This is a genomic window from Amycolatopsis sp. NPDC049868 (assembly GCF_044461365.1).
Lineage (GTDB): Bacteria > Actinomycetota > Actinomycetes > Mycobacteriales > Pseudonocardiaceae > Amycolatopsis.
Genome location: NZ_JBITKV010000006.1, coordinates 422,785 through 439,588, shown reverse-complemented (window position 1 = coordinate 439,588; position 16,804 = coordinate 422,785). Strand labels below are relative to the sequence as shown.

At 69.1% G+C, this 16,804-nt stretch carries 16 protein-coding genes and 1 pseudogene; 5 read left to right on the top strand and 12 right to left on the bottom strand.

The annotated features are described in order from the left end of the window. Window positions 1-14: 14 nt before the first annotated feature. From aztC to aztB, 3 genes are read right to left on the bottom strand one after another with little or no spacing between them, the layout of a single operon-like run. Window positions 15-914: a zinc ABC transporter substrate-binding protein AztC gene (gene aztC, locus ACIBTM_RS26400; RefSeq protein WP_395879809.1), complete on the bottom strand. Its 900-nt coding sequence runs from the start codon at window positions 912-914 to the stop codon at window positions 15-17. Next, window positions 911-2,107 carry a hypothetical protein gene (locus tag ACIBTM_RS26395; protein WP_395879808.1) on the bottom strand — a complete coding sequence of 399 codons (1,197 nt, stop codon included), beginning with the start codon at window positions 2,105-2,107 and terminating at the stop codon, window positions 911-913. The genes aztC and ACIBTM_RS26395 overlap by 4 nt, the downstream gene beginning before the upstream one ends. Next, window positions 2,104-2,955 carry a zinc ABC transporter permease AztB gene (aztB, locus tag ACIBTM_RS26390; protein ID WP_395879807.1) on the bottom strand — a complete coding sequence of 284 codons (852 nt, stop codon included), beginning with the start codon at window positions 2,953-2,955 and terminating at the stop codon, window positions 2,104-2,106. Before aztB ends, ACIBTM_RS26395 begins: the two co-directional genes overlap by 4 nt. Window positions 2,956-3,003: 48 nt before the next feature. Between aztB and aztA the strand changes: the two genes are divergently transcribed. Together aztA and ACIBTM_RS26380 are read left to right on the top strand one after the other, a co-directional pair. Beyond that, window positions 3,004-3,738, top strand: coding sequence for a zinc ABC transporter ATP-binding protein AztA (aztA, locus tag ACIBTM_RS26385; protein ID WP_395879806.1), 735 nt, complete (start codon window positions 3,004-3,006; stop codon window positions 3,736-3,738). Window positions 3,739-3,747: 9 nt separating this feature from the next. After that, window positions 3,748-4,338: an SMI1/KNR4 family protein gene (locus ACIBTM_RS26380; protein WP_395879805.1), complete on the top strand. Its 591-nt coding sequence runs from the start codon at window positions 3,748-3,750 to the stop codon at window positions 4,336-4,338. Here the strand turns inward: ACIBTM_RS26380 and ACIBTM_RS26375 are convergent. The 7 genes and pseudogenes from ACIBTM_RS26375 to ACIBTM_RS26345 form a co-directional block, all read right to left on the bottom strand. Continuing rightward, entirely contained in the window at window positions 4,325-5,053 is a 729-nt protein-coding gene (locus ACIBTM_RS26375) for an alpha/beta fold hydrolase (protein ID WP_395879804.1), read from the bottom strand. The genes ACIBTM_RS26380 and ACIBTM_RS26375 overlap by 14 nt on opposite strands. Then, window positions 5,050-6,321: a transporter gene (locus tag ACIBTM_RS26370; RefSeq protein WP_395879803.1), complete on the bottom strand. Its 1,272-nt coding sequence runs from the start codon at window positions 6,319-6,321 to the stop codon at window positions 5,050-5,052. The genes ACIBTM_RS26375 and ACIBTM_RS26370 overlap by 4 nt, the downstream gene beginning before the upstream one ends. A 2-nt stretch (window positions 6,322-6,323) precedes the next feature. Beyond that, window positions 6,324-6,836, bottom strand: a complete 513-nt coding sequence (locus ACIBTM_RS26365) for a hypothetical protein (RefSeq protein ID WP_395879802.1) — start codon at window positions 6,834-6,836, stop codon at window positions 6,324-6,326. Continuing rightward, complete coding sequence (locus ACIBTM_RS26360; protein ID WP_395879801.1) at window positions 6,833-8,971, bottom strand: hydantoinase/oxoprolinase family protein; 2,139 nt, start codon at window positions 8,969-8,971, stop codon at window positions 6,833-6,835. The genes ACIBTM_RS26365 and ACIBTM_RS26360 overlap by 4 nt, the downstream gene beginning before the upstream one ends. A 24-nt stretch (window positions 8,972-8,995) precedes the next feature. Beyond that, window positions 8,996-10,618 carry an FAD-dependent oxidoreductase gene (locus ACIBTM_RS26355; RefSeq protein ID WP_395879942.1) on the bottom strand — a complete coding sequence of 541 codons (1,623 nt, stop codon included), beginning with the start codon at window positions 10,616-10,618 and terminating at the stop codon, window positions 8,996-8,998. Between the two features lie 8 nt (window positions 10,619-10,626). Next, window positions 10,627-11,400 (bottom strand): substrate-binding domain-containing protein, encoded by a 774-nt coding sequence (locus ACIBTM_RS26350; protein ID WP_395879800.1) that lies wholly within the window; start codon window positions 11,398-11,400, stop codon window positions 10,627-10,629. 124 nt (window positions 11,401-11,524) lie between these two features. Beyond that, window positions 11,525-11,629 (bottom strand): annotated as a pseudogene (locus ACIBTM_RS26345) (LacI family DNA-binding transcriptional regulator); the annotation flags it as partial. 193 nt (window positions 11,630-11,822) lie between these two features. Here ACIBTM_RS26345 and ACIBTM_RS26340 point away from each other — a divergent pair. Together ACIBTM_RS26340 and ACIBTM_RS26335 are read left to right on the top strand one after the other, a co-directional pair. Next, window positions 11,823-12,821 (top strand): hypothetical protein, encoded by a 999-nt coding sequence (locus tag ACIBTM_RS26340; RefSeq protein WP_395879799.1) that lies wholly within the window; start codon window positions 11,823-11,825, stop codon window positions 12,819-12,821. 89 nt (window positions 12,822-12,910) lie between these two features. Next, window positions 12,911-14,920, top strand: coding sequence for an acyltransferase family protein (locus tag ACIBTM_RS26335; RefSeq protein WP_395879798.1), 2,010 nt, complete (start codon window positions 12,911-12,913; stop codon window positions 14,918-14,920). On the opposite strand, the gene ACIBTM_RS26330 is transcribed toward ACIBTM_RS26335, so the two are convergent. Next, a complete protein-coding gene (locus tag ACIBTM_RS26330; RefSeq protein WP_395879797.1) occupies window positions 14,921-15,484 on the bottom strand; it encodes a TetR/AcrR family transcriptional regulator in 564 nt (187 codons plus the stop codon). A gap of 88 nt (window positions 15,485-15,572) precedes the next feature. On the opposite strand from ACIBTM_RS26330, the gene ACIBTM_RS26325 reads away from it, so the two are divergent. Then, entirely contained in the window at window positions 15,573-16,034 is a 462-nt protein-coding gene (locus ACIBTM_RS26325) for a nuclear transport factor 2 family protein (RefSeq protein ID WP_395879941.1), read from the top strand. A gap of 13 nt (window positions 16,035-16,047) precedes the next feature. Here ACIBTM_RS26325 and ACIBTM_RS26320 read toward each other — a convergent pair whose 3' ends face one another. Then, a complete protein-coding gene (locus tag ACIBTM_RS26320) occupies window positions 16,048-16,731 on the bottom strand; it encodes a class I SAM-dependent methyltransferase (RefSeq protein ID WP_395879796.1) in 684 nt (227 codons plus the stop codon). Between the last annotated feature and the right edge of the window lie 73 nt (window positions 16,732-16,804).

The window sequence follows — 16,804 nt, the reverse complement described above, 5'->3', positions numbered from 1 at the left end:
TTCGTCTGTTCCGGTCAGGAACGGGTCAAACCGGTGGTGATCGATTCGGTGTTGGCGCGCATCATTTCCAGATAGGTGGCCGCGCCCTGGCCTGGTTCGCTGAGCGACTCGGAGAACAGCGGGGCCACCTGGACGTGCAGCCCCGCCTGCTCGGCCAGTACCCGCGCGAGCCGGTCCGGCTGGGACGAGTCCGCGAAGATCACCGGCACTCCCGCCGCGCGAACGGTGTCGGCGAGCGCTTTCAGATCCGAGGAGCTGGGCGACGCGAGCGTCGTTCCGCCCGGGATCACCGCGCCGACGACCTCGAACCCGAACCGCTGGGCCAGGTAGCCGAACACGTGGTGATTCGTCACCAGTTTCCGGCGCTCGCGGGGAATCCCGCCGAACTTCTCGGTCATCATGCGGTCGAGCGCTTCGATCTCCCCGCGATAGCGTTCGGCGTTGGCGCGGATGACCGCTTCGTCGACGCCGCCGACATGGGCGACGACCTCGTCCGCGATCGTCTTCACCGCGTCGCGCACCCGTGCCGGATCCGTCCAGAAATGCGGGTCCGGCTTGTTGTCGGCGTAACTGATCGGGTTCACCCGCTCTCCGGCGGGTAGCGCCGGTACGCCGTTTTCCTCGGCTGTGCGGACGGTGCGCAACATGCCCTCTTCAAGCCCGAGCCCGTTGTAGACGATCAGGCCGGCACGCTCGACCTGCGCGGCCTGCTGCGCGGAGATACCGAAGGAGTGCGGGTCCGCGTTCGGCTTCATCAACACGGTCACTTCGGCCTGATCGCCGACGACGGCGCGGGTGATGTCGCCGAGGATGTTCGTCGTGACGACGACCGATTTGCCGCCCCCGCCGCTTCCGGAGCATCCCGCCGCCGCCAGCAGCGCCACCACGAACAGGGCGAGTACCCGGCGCCTCATCGGCCGGTCTCCACGATATGTCCCGCCTTGCCGCCGACCTTCAGGGTCCTGGCACGCCGGAGGTTGTCGTTGTAGTCGATTTCGTACACCTCCGCCGACAGCGGGTTGTTGAGGTAGGCGCGGGTCGAATCGACCTGGATCGAGGCGGTGCCGGCGGCGGCCCCTTCCGAGGTCAGGAGCGGGATCGCCGTCTTTTCCTTTCCAGCCCCGTCGATGGAGCGCAGCTTCCCGTCCCGGGTGAGGACCAGCACCGGACCACCCTCACCGACGGCGTTCACCGCGGCGACCGGCCCGGTCTCGACGTACTGCCAGCTGCGGCGCCCGACGTCCAGCGACCACACGGCGGACTCACCCGCCCGGGCGGCAAGCGTGGCGCCACCCGGCCGGTGGAAGAAGGCGGTGGCACGTTCCTGCTCGGTGACACTTCGCGGATACGGGATCTTCGCCCCGGTGAACGAACCGTCCTTTTCGGTCACCAGCAAAGCGCCGTCGGCGCATCCGAACACGACACCACGCCGGGTCACCGCCTGGCCCCGCAGCTCCGGACACGGCTGGTCGATCTCGGCCACTGCCTTGCCCTGGCGGTCGTGGACACGCACTCCACTGGCGAACGGCTTTCCGGCGTCCGCCACCGTGGCGATGATGTGCTCGCGGTAAGGGATCGCGACTCCGGCATGCGGCTCGCGCGTGATCTTCCCCAGTTCGGTGACGGTCCCCTTGTCCAGCGCGGCACGGTCGAGCAGTGTCGCCGTTCCGTCCGAATAGGACAGTGCCGAGACGGCGGGATCGCTGTAGGCCGCCGAAAGCCGCTTGCCCGGCGCCACCCCGACATCACGGACCTTTGCCCGGTAGTAGTGGACGTGGTCACCGTGGTCGACCATCCAGGATCCACTGTCGATCACCCGGATCGCGCCGTCGCCGGCGGTCAGGTAACCGAAGCGCCCGTCGCCGGTCACGGCCTGCACGCCGTCGACGCGCCCGACTTCGTGAACCTCCTCGGTGATGAGGTCCACGACCCGCACCGCACCCGTGTCCGAGTCGGCGACGATCAGCCGTGACTGCGCCTCGGCCGTCTCTTCGGCGCCTTCGACATACCCATGTGGGACTTCCGCGGTCACCTCCTTCGGCTGTTCCCCGCCGCACGCCGTCAAGGTCAGCGCCGCGGCGAGCGCCGTCACTGCTTTCAGTTTCATCGTGAGCACTCGATCTCCGGTGTCAGGGAACGGAATCGCTGTCGTACGAAGGACAGGAACGCGGAAAGGAAGAAGAGGAGGACCGCGCCGGCGGCGATGGTCGCGCCTGCCGCGGTGCCCCAATGCCAGGACACGAGCAGGCCGCCGACCGTGGCGGCGATGCCGAGCAACGCCGCGATGAGCATGATCGTGGTGATCCGCCGTGACCAGAACAGCGCCGCCGCGGCGGGGGCGATGAGCAGGCCGAACACCAGCAGCGTCCCCACGACGCGGAACGACGCGACGATCGTCAGGGTGACCAGCCCGAGCAGCACCGCGTTCGCCAAACGTGGCCGCAGCCCCAGGGTGTGCGCTTTGCGGACGTCGAAGGTGAGTGCGGTGAACGAGCGATGTCCCACGAGCGCCACCACCCCCACGACGACCAGGGTGATCGTGAGGCCCACCAGGTCACCGGATCCGACGGCGAGCACGTCACCGAACAGGAATCCGGTGAGATCGACGGCGAACGACCGCGAGTGCGACACGATGATCACGCCGCTCGCGAGCATGCCGACGAACAGCAGCCCGATCGTGGTGTCCTCGGACAGCCGCCGCGAACGCCCGAGCGCCGTCACCCCGAGCGCCATCACCCCGGCGCTGATCGCCGCACCGATCAGGAGGTTCACGCCGGTCAGCGAGGCGATCGCCACGCCCGGCAACATGCCGTGCGACATCGCGTCGCCGATGAACGCCATACCGCGCAGCACCACCCAGGTGCCCACGACCGCGCACACCGCCGAAACGAGCACTCCGGCCACCAACGCGCGCTGGACGAACGACACCTCGAAGGGGATCAGCAACCACTCCACTCGTCACACTATAGTGGTAATGATTGTCATTATCTGAAAGAGGGTGGGATGACCCCGGACACAACGGCGCTCACGATCGACCGAGCGCACGCCCATTACGGCTCCCGTGAAGTGCTGCGCGGGATCACCGCCCAGGTCCCCTCGGCGCGACTCACCGCGGTCGCCGGAGCGAACGGCGCGGGCAAGTCGTCGCTGCTCAACCTCGTCGCCGGCGTGCTCCCGCCGACCACCGGTTCGGTGACCCGCCGGGATCCGGGCCGCGTCGCCTACGTGACCCAGCAGAGCGAGGTGTCGCGATCCCTGCCGATCACCGTGCGCGCCACCGTCACCATGGGCCGCTGGGCACATCGGGGCCACTGGCGACGACTGTCCAAATCGGACCGGGCGATCGTCGGGGAATGCCTGGAGCTGCTGGAGATCACCTCGATCGCGGACCGGTTGATCGGTACGCTCTCCGGCGGGCAACGGCAACGGGCGCTGGTCGCGCAGGGACTCGCCCAGCGATCCGGACTCCTGCTGCTCGACGAGCCATCGGCCGGTCTCGACCTGCACGCCCGCCGCTTGATCGACGAAGCATTGCGCGCCGCGCTCGCCGAGGGCACGACGGTCCTGCGCGTCACACACGACCTCGAAGTGGCCGGCCGGGCCGATCACTGCCTGCTGCTGCAAGACGGTCGCCTCGTCGGCGAAGGCACGCCCACCTCGGTGCTGACCCCGGAGCGTGTGGCGGAAGCCTGGGGTCTTCCGACCGGTATCCGGTCAGGGGTCGCCGATGCTCGCTAGGGTGTACCAGTGGAAGCGACGTGGCGGCGCATCATGGCCTTGCTGTCCGAACACGCACCTGTCACCGCGCGGGAGGTCCGGCCACCGGCGCCGGTGGCGCACCTCGAGCGCTTGCGAATCCGCGTCGGACTCGCGCTCCCGCCCGAGCTGCTCGCCTGGTGGGCCCTCATGGACGGCGTCGACGACCGGAGGAGTCGATCCGGGGAGCTGATCCCGAAGGGCTACCTGCCGCTGTCGGTGGCGAGTGCCGAGGAGGAGTACGCCAGACAGTCGCAGTACCCCGACCCTGGCTGCTGCACTCCCGACGGAACGCACAGCAAGCAGGCGGGCCAGGACGGATTCCCGTTCTGCACAGCGGTCCTTCCCATCGGCCGGGCCGTCGACGGCGGCCTGCTGTGCGTCGATCTCCGGCAGGGCGAACACCATGGTCGTGTCATGGAGTGGTACGCCAGTGAAGGGATCTACGGGGCCGATTGGGCGAACGTCACCGAGATCCTCGACGAGATCGCCGAGCGACTCGACGACTACGTCCACGACCGTGAACCGCCGTATCGCGAACGGCATCCCGTCATCAGCGAAGGCGCGCTCAGCTGGCCTTGACCCGCGAAAGCCACCGCACGGTGACATCCAGCGCTTCCTCCGCCGAGTCCCCGAATCCGTGCCCCGCTCCGGCGAGCGAGTGCCAGCTCGTATCCGGCCGTGCGAAGGCGGCCTCCCGGGCGATGACATGGGATACGTGCTCGTCCCCGGAGCCATGGACGACGAGTGCGGGCGTCGTGGACGACAGGAAGGCACCCAGCGGGTCCAGGTGAGCGAACTCGTCGAACAGCGCGGCCCCCAGCTGAAACCGGCCTTCGATATCCAGAAACCCTTTGTCCGCCAGCGAAGTCCGATCCGTGTACAGGGCGAGGGCCCTGGGCAGCTCCGGTTCGAGGAACGTCCGCCGCAAGTCGAGTACCGGCTGCCAGAGCACGAGCTGCCGCACGGGCAGTGCCGCCAGCGACAGGGTCACGCTCACCGCGCCGAAGCTCGACGCCACCACCGAGACGGGCCCGCCCACCGATCCCACCGCGGCACGAAGATCCACCAGTTCGCCCGCGATGGTCATGTCCCTCGGCCGTCCTTCACTGCGGCCGTGCCCGCGAAAGGAGAACCGCAGCACCGTGAAACCCGCCTCGGTGAGCCGCGGTGCGAGGGCGCTGAACAGGCCGTTCTCGTCGAGGTCCGCGGTGATGCCGTGGACGAGCACGACCGTCTCCAGGCCGCCCTCGTGCCGGGCGCTGTCGAGCCGGAGACCGTCGGACGTCGTGATCACAGGTACAGCACCGCGGTGAGCACCATGCCGCCCAAACCGACGAGCCAGGTGTACGGCAGCGTCGAGACCATCGCACGTTCCGGGCGGACCCCGGCGTACTGGGACGCCCATACCGTCTGTGTGCTGGTCGGGTCGGAGACGCTGAACACCTGGTTGTAGGAGGCCATCAACCCGACGACGGCGGGAAGCGGGTAGATGCCACCGGTGACCAGCACGCCCGCGACACCGGCACCGAGGCCGAACACGTTGAGCGGGCCGCGGAACAGGCACAACGGGACCAGCGCGGCGAAGACCACGACGAACCACACCGCCCCGGACGGGCTTATCGCCGCGACGATCGGCGTCAGCGCGCCCTTCGCACCGGGGAGTTTCACCGCGGCCAGCAGCATCCCGATGGCCACGAACAGCGCGATCGGCGGTGCCGCGACGTCGAACGCCTTGTACAGCGAGCGCAGGCCACGTCCGCTGAGCTCACCCCATTTCGTCGTCGTCACGAGCGCGTAGACCACCCCGGACAGCAGGGACGGCACGATCGGCACCGCGAACCCGAGCGCGAGGACGATCGGCAGCAACGGTGAAAGCAGCGCGTACCAAGGGGCGTCGCCGCGGCGCACGCGTGCCTTCGGCCGCTCCAGTTTCACCGCCCACGTGTGCCGGGCACCGCGCCGCGTCTGAACGAGGACGTACGCGATGCCCACGACCAGTGCCATCGGGAACAGCTTGATCATGATCGACTTGACGTCGGAGACCGGCGCGCCCAGCGCGTCGGACAGGAACTGCCACACGGCCAGTTCCAGCGGCGAGCCCGCCGAGATGCCCATCAGCACCGTGCCGCCCGCCGCCACCGGGCTGACGCCGACCGCGATCATCGCCGGGATACCGACGACACCGGCGAGCATGGCGGCCGGGGCCGAGCCGGTGATGCTGCCGCACAGGATCGACACGGCGAACACACCGAGCGCGACGACCGACGGCCGCTCCCCGCCGAACTCGACGATCTTGCGCACGAGCGTGCCGGCGATGCCGGTCTCGTCCATGAGGGTGCCGAGCCACGAGCCGAGCAGGACGGCGATCATCGTGGACGCCAGCGTCGCGGATCCGGTCTGGAGCACGCCGGTCAGGATGCTGTCCTTCGCTCCCGTCATGGGCGCACCGGCGAGTACGGCGATGCCGAGTGCGAGCAGCACCAGAGCGAAAGCCGTGGGCAGCACACGGGTGAGCATCAGCACGACACCCACCGCCATCAGGACGAGAATCGCGATTCCCATGGTCAATTCCCTCCCGCGAGCGCGGTGGTGATGAGCAGCGGGCTGACGGCCAGACCGCTGCGAAGATGAGCGAAGCGGTGCGCGGAGATCTCCTCCGCGCCCGCGACATGGCCGCGCAGGCGCAGCGGCCCGAGCCGGAACGCGGTATGCCCGAGCCGGCGGTTCAGCTCGCGCACGTCGAGCCGGTGGTGCGCGAGTTCGTGTGCCACCGCTGCCCGGCGCAGCGCCTCGCGGCCGACCGGCCATCCGCGTGCCCGCGCCAGCTCCTCGACCCGGCGCAGCGCCTCGGTGTACACGACGACCGTGCCGCGCTGGTGCTCGGCAAGTACCAGCTCACTGGTGCTGACGCCACCTTCGCGCTCCACGACCTGGACGTCGCCGGAGTCGTTTCCGGCGGCCAGTTCGTCGCCGTACGCCAGCGCGATCATCGCCCAGGCACGCAGTTGTCCGTCGGAGCGGTTCTCGTGCGTCGGCGTCGCCCGCAGGAGACCGACGGCCAGTTCGATGTCGTTCATCGGCGGTCCTGGAGGATCACGACGACCGGCTCGTCGCTCGCACGGGTCTTCAGCTCGGCTCCGGCCAGTGCTAGCAGCTGGTCCCTGTCGAGCACACCGGACAGATCCGCGATCTTGGGTCCCACCAGCAACCAGACGGCCGGTGCGCGGGAGCCGCCGTCGCCGTAGCGGGTGTGCTGGTCGGCAAGCGTGGCCAGCCGCGTCTGAGCGGAACCGGCGTCGGAGATCTCGACGACGGCACCCGTGCCATGCAGCCGGATCACGCCTTCGCCGTCGACGACCCGCACATGCCGCACCGGTTTCGTGAACCGGCCGAACACACCCTTCCGGCGGGCCGACGCGCTGAAGACGCGGTGATGCGCGGTGGCCGCGTCGCGCCGCAGCCGGTCGGGCCCGACGCCGATGCTGCGCGCGACCGCCGCACCGATGGCGTCATCGTCCACTGTGGACGCTCGATCTTTGGTGCGCAGTTCGGTGGCGCCGGTGGCGACCGCGCGCACCAGGTTGCGCTGCGGGTCGACCGTGACGTCGACCTCGACCCCGGCCGGATCCGCGCCCTGCGCGACGACGGCCGCCTCGGCTTCGGACCGCACAGCGAGGACGTCCGCGTTGGACGGACCGGGCACGATCCGCTCGACCGACTCCCGCACCAGCGCCAGCGCGGCGCCGAGCGGGCTGATGACCTCGGCGTGCGCGGCGATCCGCCAGTCGTGTCCCGAATCCTCGCCGAGGAACGGGATGACCGCGGCCGCCCCGCCTCCGCCGCCGACCAGGGCCGGCCGATCCAGCCGGTACTCCCGGATCAGCTCGTCGACGACCGCGCGCACCGGCTTCACCGCCTGGCGCGACACCGCCCGCGCGGCCTCCTCCACCGAAGTACCCATCGCCGCCGCGAGCGGTGCCAGCGCCAACCGGGCGGACTCCGCCTCGGAACGCGCGTAGGAATCACCGGGCACGACGCCCAGCGCGTTCGCGGCACACGTCAGAGTGATCGCATACCGCTTGCCGTCGGCCGCTTCGAGCGCGATGTAGTCGCTCGGATCGTCCGGCCGAGGGGAAACGGTGACCAGTCTCGCCCCTTCCAGCGCCGACGCGGGCGCGAAACACGCGTAAGGCAGGCCAGCGATATGGGCGCTGCGTGGTCCGACGTCGGTCACCGCGCGTCCGGAGAATCGGATCAAGGAGCCGCCGCCGACGCCGATCGTGCGCACGTCGAGGGCGGGCAGGTAGGTCTCGTGCCCGCCGAGGTGCGCGTGGCGGACCAGCACCCGCCCACGGCGGACCACGCTGATGTCGGTGGACGTGCCGCCGGTCTCGAGGAACAGCCCTTCGCTGAGCTTCTCCCCCATCAGCGCGCCCGCGACTCCCGCGGCGGGCCCGGACAGCGCCGTCAGCAGCGGCCTCCGCCGCATCTCCGGCAGCGACATGACGCCGCCGTCACCACGCACCACCATCAACGGCGCGGTCACCCCCGCGCGGCGCACGCTCGCCTCGACCAGGTCGGCGGTGGACACCATGCGCGGCATGATCCCCGCGTTCAGTACCGCGGTGCGCGCCCGCTTCGTGAGCCCGTACAGACCGGTGATCTCGTGCGTGGCCGTGGCGAGCACGTCCCGCTCCCGAGCGGCGGCCGCCACCGCCCGTTCCCCCTCCGGATCGTCCACGCTGAACGGTTCGACCGCGACGATCACTTCGGCCCCTTGCCGGACCAGATCTTCGACGGCCCCGCCCGCGTCGGCGAGCTCACGCACCGGCGCGAACCGCACCGGGAGTTTCCGCCCGGGTGCGAGCTCCATTTTCGCGAAGGCCCCGAGCCGCCGGGTGGCGAAAGCGTCGAAACCGGTGCCCACCCCGGCGATCCCGACCGTCGCCACGTCGCCTTCCAGCAACGCGTTGGTCGCCTGGGTGGTGCCGTGCGCGAGGAACGACACGTCCTCGGCGCCGATGCCGACGTCGGCACGGAGTTTCTCCAGCGCCTCGAGGATCCCGTGCGCGACACCGTCTTCGTGGTCGTGGCTGGTCGGGACCTTGACCTGGCCGAGCAGTTCGAACGTGCGCGCGTCGACGGCGACGGCGTCGGTGAACGTGCCACCGACGTCGATGCCGACGCGTACCGGAGTGGGCTTGGACTTCACTGTCCACCTCCTGAGGGCATGGGGTCAGTAACCGCGGACCTCGGGCCAGCGCCGTTCGACGCCAGCCCGGTCCAGCACTCGGGCGAATTCCTCGAACCGCGCCGGGTCCTCCCGGACGGCGTGCGGCTCGCCGCCTCCGCGCACCGCGAACCCGGCCAGGTGACCGGCGACCTCGCCGACGTTCCACTCCACGGGGTGCAGCCGGTGACAGCCGTTCGTGATGTGGGTCGTGCCGATGTTCTTCCCGGCGGGCAACAGGTTCCGCATCCGCCGGGGCAGCAGCGCGCCGAGCGGCAGCTCGAACGGCACGCTCGGGACGTCGACGTAGGTGTCGCCCGCCGTCGAGGGATGCAGATCGATCCGGTAGCTGCCGACGCCGACGGAGTCCTCGCGGCGTTTGCGGCCGGTCGGCCCCAGTACGTCGAGCGAAACGTCCTGCTCGACGATCGTCGTGACGGCCCGGATCCTCCGTGCTTCGCGCACATACGCCGATTTGGCCAGACCGTCGTCCGTGTCGACGACGTCGCGACGCAATTTCAGTCCGGGGAAGCCGGTGCCGCCGTCGAGCCTCGGCGCTTCCGTCTGCAACCAGTACAGCACCGACAACGAGAGCTGTTTGGCCTCGTGATGGGCCAGCGCGACGTCCTCGGCGGTGCTCACGCCGTCGATCTCCACCGCGGGCCGGAGCCAATAGTCGTTGAGAGGCCAGTTCACCAACGTGATGTCCGAGCCGAAGGCGCCCGGCCGGTGCAGTTTGCGCGCGAGGATCCGGCGGAAGCCCCACAGCTCCTTGTCGCCGGCGTCGGCACTCTGGTCCGCGCTCACCGCCAGCGGATCGGTGTCCGGGTTCGGGTCGAAGGTGCGGCCGACCGGGGCCAGCGAACGCGGATCCGGGGCCAGGAACCCGAGCAGCGGTCCTGGCCAGAAGTCCGGCTGGTACTCGCGCCAGAAGCCGTACATCTCCGGCCGGTCGACCGTGTGGTCCTCGCCCGCGTGGTGCGAGAGCGCGAAGCAGTAGGTGATCCCCTGGAGATTGGCGGGATCGGCCTGCTCCGGAGCGTGCGGTTCGCCGTGATCGGACTGCGCTTCGGCGCCGATCGCGAACTCGGTGCCGGTCAACGGCAGCAGATCGCCGTTCTCGGTCGCGTCCAGCACGTACTCGGCACGCACGGTGGTGCGCTCCCCGCCGGGCCCTTCGAACGTGACGACGTCGACGCGATCGCCGCTCACCTCCGCCGCGACCGGCCGGTGACGCAGCAGCACGGTGAGCCGCCCGGCGGCCCGGTGCGGCGCCAGCATCTCCTCCAGCACGGCGAGCGCGACCCGCGGCTCGTGACACAGCTTGCTCACGCGGCCGGCGCCGGGATTCAGGTCGGTCAACGCGGCCGCCTCGGCCCGCAGCGGATAGTTCCGCCGGTAGTAGTCGCGCACGCCCTCACGGAAGGCGCGATAGGTGGCCGTCCCGCCGAAGCGCTCGATCCACGGGTTCTCGTCCGGGGGGACCGCCTGCGCGGTGAACTGACCGCCGAGCCAGTCGGTCTCCTCGGTCAGCACGACGTGATGCCCCGCCGACACGGCGGCGAGCGCGGCGGCGACGCCGCCCACCCCGCCACCCGCGACAAGGATCTCGGTGCCGAGTTCAACCATGTTCCGTCCTATCGGGATCGCGGTGGGCCGACTTGGGCGCCGTCCACCTGAGGGCACCGCAACAACTGCTGCGGCGCGGTCGTCCGTTCGGTCACGAGGTCGACCAGCAGCCGCACGGCGCGTCTGCCCATCTCCCGCATGGGGACCTCGAAGCCGCTCACCCCAGGCGGGCCGCCGAGCACCGCCAGTGAGAGATCGTCCGGAGTGGACAGTCCGGCGGCGTCGACGGCCTGCCGGACCGCCCGGTACGCCGTCCCGGTGTCGGTCCCCTCCACCACGACGGCGGTCACCCCGTCGGCGACCCAGCCGCGCACGGTCGTCGCGGTCAGGTTCGTGCCCCGCAACCGGACGACGCCGGTCCTCGGGGCCTCGCGTACCACTCCGCGCTGCCGGTCCTCCGAGGACGGTGCCTCGTCGGCCTCGCGCACATAGCGGATCTCGCGATGCCCGAGATCGAGCAGGCGCCGCAGCACCAACGCGGACGCCGTCACGTAATCCGCGCCGACGTACGGGATCCGGCCACCGAGCTCCGGCCGCCGTCCGATGTAGACCAACGGGAAGCCGTCGTCGACGAGCCGCGACACCGGCCCTTCCGGCACGTGCCTGCCGAAGAACAGACAGCCGTCGGCCAGCCGGGTCCGGCGGATCGCGGCTTCCTGCCGGGCACCGGGTCCGCTGGTGCCGGTGAACAGGATGAGGTCCTGGCCGAGCGTGGCCGCCTCTTCCTCCACACCGGACAGAATCGGGTGGTAGGTGTCCGCCTCGTCGGTCGGAAAAGGCACTGCGGAAGGTGTACAGGCCGAGCAGGTTCGACCGCGACCGCGCGAGCCGGGTCGCCACCGGATGCGGCACGTAGCCGAGATCCTGCGCCACTTCCAGCACCCGCCGCCGGGTCGACTCGGCCATCCGCACCGACCGGTTTCCGCCCAGCACCACGGAGACGGTCGCCTGCGAAACCCCGGCGATACGGGCGATGTCCGCCTGCCGCGGCGGCCTCCGTCCTGATGCCATTCCGCCTCCTCGGACCGGGCTAATGCGGTTTAGCCGAGCATCTGTCCGGGGTCGGCCGAAATCAAGGAAACCGGCTCATCCTGTCCGATATCGCCACTGAGCAGGACTAATACGTATTAGCTCCTTGACGGTCCGCGGCAGCGGTCCGAATGGTTGGACGAGCACGTCGACGCCGACGAAAGGGAGTGCCCGCATGACCGAACTGTCCCGACGCGCGGCTCTGCGCGGAGCCGCCGGAGTGGGTCTCGGCCTGGCCGCGATGCCCGTGCTGGGTGCCGGGTCCGCGGCCGCGGCGCCTGCCGGATTCCCGGACTACCGGTTCCTGCGCACCGCGTTCGACAAGAGCGAACTGAAGTACAACCCGACCGGCGAACTGATCTTCCCGTGCATCCGCGGTGTCGCGGGCCGGATCGCGAACCCGCTGGGCCGCTACTACCTGTACTACGCCCCGCACGACGCGCCGGGCGGGATCTGCCTTTCCTACGCCGACAGCCTCGAAGGTCCCTTCACCGAGTATCCGGACAACCCGATCGTCAAGAGGACCTGGAATCCGCACTACGCCGTCTCCCACGTCTCGTCGCCGCACGTGCTGTGGAACGAGGACGCACGCGAACTGTGGCTGTACTTCCACGGCGAGAACACCACGACCCGTCTCGCGCGATCCAAGGACGGCATCCACTTCACCTACGACAAGGTGGTGCTCTCGACCTCGATGCTGCCCGCGGGAACCACGGAGACGTCCTACGCACGGGTGTTCCGGCACGACCTGCCGTCGCGTGGCGCCAAGTACGTGATGGTCTTCATGATCAACGACAAGAGCAACCATCGCTCGATCGGCTGGGGCTGGTCCGCCGACGGGCGGAACTGGACGTTCTCACAGACCCCGTTGATCCGTCCCGAAGAGGTCGGCGCGAGCAACATCGGTGCCCCGACCGTCGCCAAACGCGGCACGTCGACGTACGTCATCTACCACGAGAACATCGAAGCCGGCGGCAACATGCTCATCACCGAAGTCGGGAACGACTTCGGTAAACGCAGGCACCTCGGCGTCTTCCACGCCCCGTTGCCGGGCGCACCGGACAACGGGCGCTGCGCGGCTCCTTCGTTCGGGACCATGGACGGCAAGGAATACATGTTCTACGAAGCCGGTGCGCGGCTTGACGGCTCGATCGCGATCGCGCGCGCGGTGTGAGGCGACACTCCTCCTGACGGTGGGAACGAAATCACCCTGGGTCACCACCTAGGCTGCCAGGACGTCCGACCGTCAGTGAGGAATCGCGTATGCCAGCCGCCGAAGCAGCGGAAACGCGCCGCCGCTATCGGCCGGAGTTGCAGGGACTGCGCGCCCTCGCGGCGCTACTGGTCGTGGTCTACCACGTGTGGCTGGGCCGGATCTCCGGCGGCGTCGACGTCTTCTTCCTGATCTCCGGATTCCTGATCACCGGCCAGCTGGTCCGGGCCGCCGGCCGCGGCCGGATCGCGTTCCGTCCACTGTGGAGCCGGATGATCAAGCGGTTGTTCCCCGCCGCGCTGGTTGTTCTGCTCGTGGTGCTCTTCCTCGGGATGTGGTTGCTACCGCAGGATCGCTGGTTCCAGACCATCAAGGAAGTCTTCGCTTCCGCGCTCTACGTCGAGAACTGGCGGCTGGCGGCCGACTCGGTCGACTACTTCGCCCAGCACAACACGGCGAGTGTCGTCCAGCACTACTGGTCGCTGTCCATCCAGGGGCAGTTCTATCTCATGTGGCCGCTGCTGATCGGGCTCGTGGCCTTCGCCGCCAACCGGGCGCGCCGTTCTCTGACCGGGACGGTCGCGATCACGCTCGGTGTCCTGTTCGCCGGGTCGCTGGTCTTTTCCCTCCGGCTGACCGCGACCAATCAGCCGCTGGCCTACTTCCACTCCCTCACCCGGGTCTGGGAGTTCGCCCTCGGCGGGCTGCTCGCGCTGGCGATCGATCGTTTCGTCCTGCCCCGGCCGGCCCGGATCCTGCTGGGCTGGCTCGGCGTGGCCGCGCTGGTCACCTGCGGGATGGTCCTGGACGTGGGCGCGGTGTTCCCCGGCTGGGCGGCCTTGTGGCCGACCGTCTCCGCCGCGCTCGTGATCATCGCCGGCGCGACCGACAGCCGCGCGGGCGCGGACCGGATCCTGTCTTCCCGGCCGCTGGTGTACCTGGGCGACCTCAGCTACGCGCTGTACCTGTGGCACTGGCCGGTACTGCTGTTCTACCTGGTCGCCCGGCATCGCGAGGCCGTCGGGCCACTCGGCGGGGCGGTCGTGATCGGCGTGTCCCTGGTCTTGGCCGCCGCCACCCACCGGTTCGTCGAAGAACCGGTGCGGAGGTCCTCGATCGGCGAGCGGACACCCTGGGGCGCGTACCGGTTCGCCGTGCTCGCGCTGCTCCCGGTGCTCCTGGTCGCCGGAACCTGGCAGGTGGTGAGCACCAAGAAGGCCGACTTCACCATCGCACTCGACGACGACCATCATCCCGGCGCGATGGCACGCGACCCGGAAACGCCGAAGAAGACCGTCCCCGGCAAAGAAGCGCTACCGCCGTTGATCGCCGTCCCGAACGACTGGGGCGGCATCCCCGACGCGCACTGCACACCGTCCCGGTTCGACCAGATCCTCGAAGTCTGCACCTCCCGGCCGGAGGGCGCCCCCGCGAAGACGATCGTCGCCGTCGGCGACTCGCATATGCAGCAATACCTGGCCGCGATCAAACCGATGGCGGAGAAGAACGGCTACCAGGTCACGTTCATGCTCAAGGGCGCGTGCCCGTTCTCCACGACGTCGGACGTGATGCCCGGCGACCCGGGCTGCCTCGCGTGGAATTCCGCGGCACAGAAGGAAATCCTGGCGATGCGGCCCGACGCCGTCGTGGCACTGTCCACTCGCGACGTCCGGGTCGGCCCCACCGAGAAGACTCCGCGGGGGTTCGTCGACCAGTGGAAGGTCCTCGACCGCGCGGGGATCCCGGTGGTGGCGATCCGCGACAGTCCCCGCCCCGGTTTCTCCCCTCCGACCTGCATCGACGCTCACGGAATCAAAGCCCCCGAATGCACCGTGCCGCGGAACAAGCTGCTCGCCGAGCCGCCGTACTCGAAACTGACGGACATCCCCGAGAACGTCTCCTTCCTGGACTTCAGCGACTACTTCTGCGGTCGGGGACTCTGCCGTCCGGTCGTGGGGAACGTGCTGGTGTACATGGACGACAACCACGTCACCGCCAGTTTCATGACCACCCTCTCGCCAGTGCTGGAAAGAGGCATGATCAGCGCGCTCAACTGGTGATCATGGACCGAGTAATGCCTTGACGGCCTCGCGCGCCTGACGGGCAGGCGCCGGATCGCCGCTGATACCCGCCGTCACGATCGCCCCTTCGGCGAGCAGGTAGACCGGTTCCGTCACCGGCCGTCCGGTGGCCCGCACCCAGTTTTCGATCTGCTCGTGGAACGCCTGCTTGTGCGCCCGCACCTCGGCCAGTACCGCCGCGGACGACGGTCCGATCTCACCGTGTGCGTTGATCCAGGCACAGCCACGGAAGCCGGGTTCGGCGAACCACTCGGCAAGCCAATCGAAGATCGAGAGCACGCGCTCCCGGGGGTCCCGGACCTGTTCCACATGGGCGGCCAGGCTGCCTCGCCAACGCTGATCACGCCGTTTGAGCATCGCCACCACGAGGTCTTCCTTGGCTTCGAAGAACCGGTAGATCCGCTTGAGCGAAAGGCCGGACGCCGCGCGGACCTGGTCCATGCCGACCGCCTGGATGCCGTTCTCGTAGAAGAGTGCCTCGGCGGCATCGAGCAGGGCTTCGCGGTCCACGCGGTTCTGCTCGTCGGTGACGGCGGCCGGCATCGGTACTCCCTTGACGTCGAGAACGTGCGTTCCCTATCGTAGGCGCCAGACGTAGAGAACGCACGTTCTCAACCGAGGAGGTTCGATGATGACGGAAGATCGCCCGCCCTATCCGCCGTTCACCCGGGAGACGGCGCTGCGGAAAGTCCAAGCGGCAGAGGACGCCTGGAACACCCGCGATCCCCGGAAGGTGTCGTCGGCGTACACGCCCGACTCCGTTTGGCGGAACCGCGACACCTTCGTCCGGGGCCGCGAGGAGATCGTCACGTTCCTGACCGCGAAGTGGGAGCGAGAGCTTGACTACGCGCTGCGCAAGAACCTCTGGACGTTCACCGAGAACCGGATCGCCGTCCGGTTCCAGTACGAATGGCACGACGGGGCCGGACAGTGGTGGCGCAGCTATGGCAACGAACTCTGGGAGTTCGAGGAACACGGCCTGATGAGCCGTCGCGAGGCGAGTATCAACGACGTCGCCATCGCCGAGACCGAGCGACGCCTCTTCGGCCCGCGCCCGCAGGAGGAGCACGGCGCCGAGTTCCCGCTCCGCTAGCCCAAGCGGCCGATCAGTCCACGATCGCCGAGATCTCCCACAGCCCCAAGGACTTGTCGGCGTAGGCGCCGCCCTCTTCGGTGCACCCCTCGACCAGCACGGCCAGCGGCTCCGGGAACCCGAACGGTTCCCGGCACAGGTTCAACGGCCGCCAGTCGCCGGTCACGATGTCGGTATTGGTGCCCAGTTCGGTGAAAGTCGTGGTCAGCAGGTACCGGGACCCGCTCCGCCGGAGGTTGTGCAGCGCTCGCTCGATGTCGGCGAAACTCAGATGCACCAGACAATCCCGGCACAGCACGAGATCCGCCGTCGGCAGCGGATCGGCGGTCAGATCGAGCACCCGGAACTCGTGGACCGGATCGTCCCGGAACCGCTCGGTGTTCATCGCGATCAGATCGGGAACGATATCCGCGCCGATGTAGCGGTCGAGATCGAGTTCCACCTCGCTGAGCCAGCCGTAGTCGCCGCACGGAAGATCGAGCAGCGTCCGAACCCCGAAGCGATCGAGGAGTACCGGTAACCGGTCGCTCAGCTCCCGCGTCTGGACGGTCTCGGAGCCGGGCCCCGAGACCGACCCGGAACTCCACAACCGGGAGCGGAAGATGTAGGTGAAACGATCCTGGGTCCCCATGCTTTCCAGCTCGCCGGCGACCCGCCGGAAGTTGCGCTGCGCCGTGGTGATCGGTCGTTCGTCCACTTCCGCATCGTAGATGACCTTGGGAGTGGTAAGGACGGTTGGAACCAAGGGTGTTTTAGGTACAAGATCCACC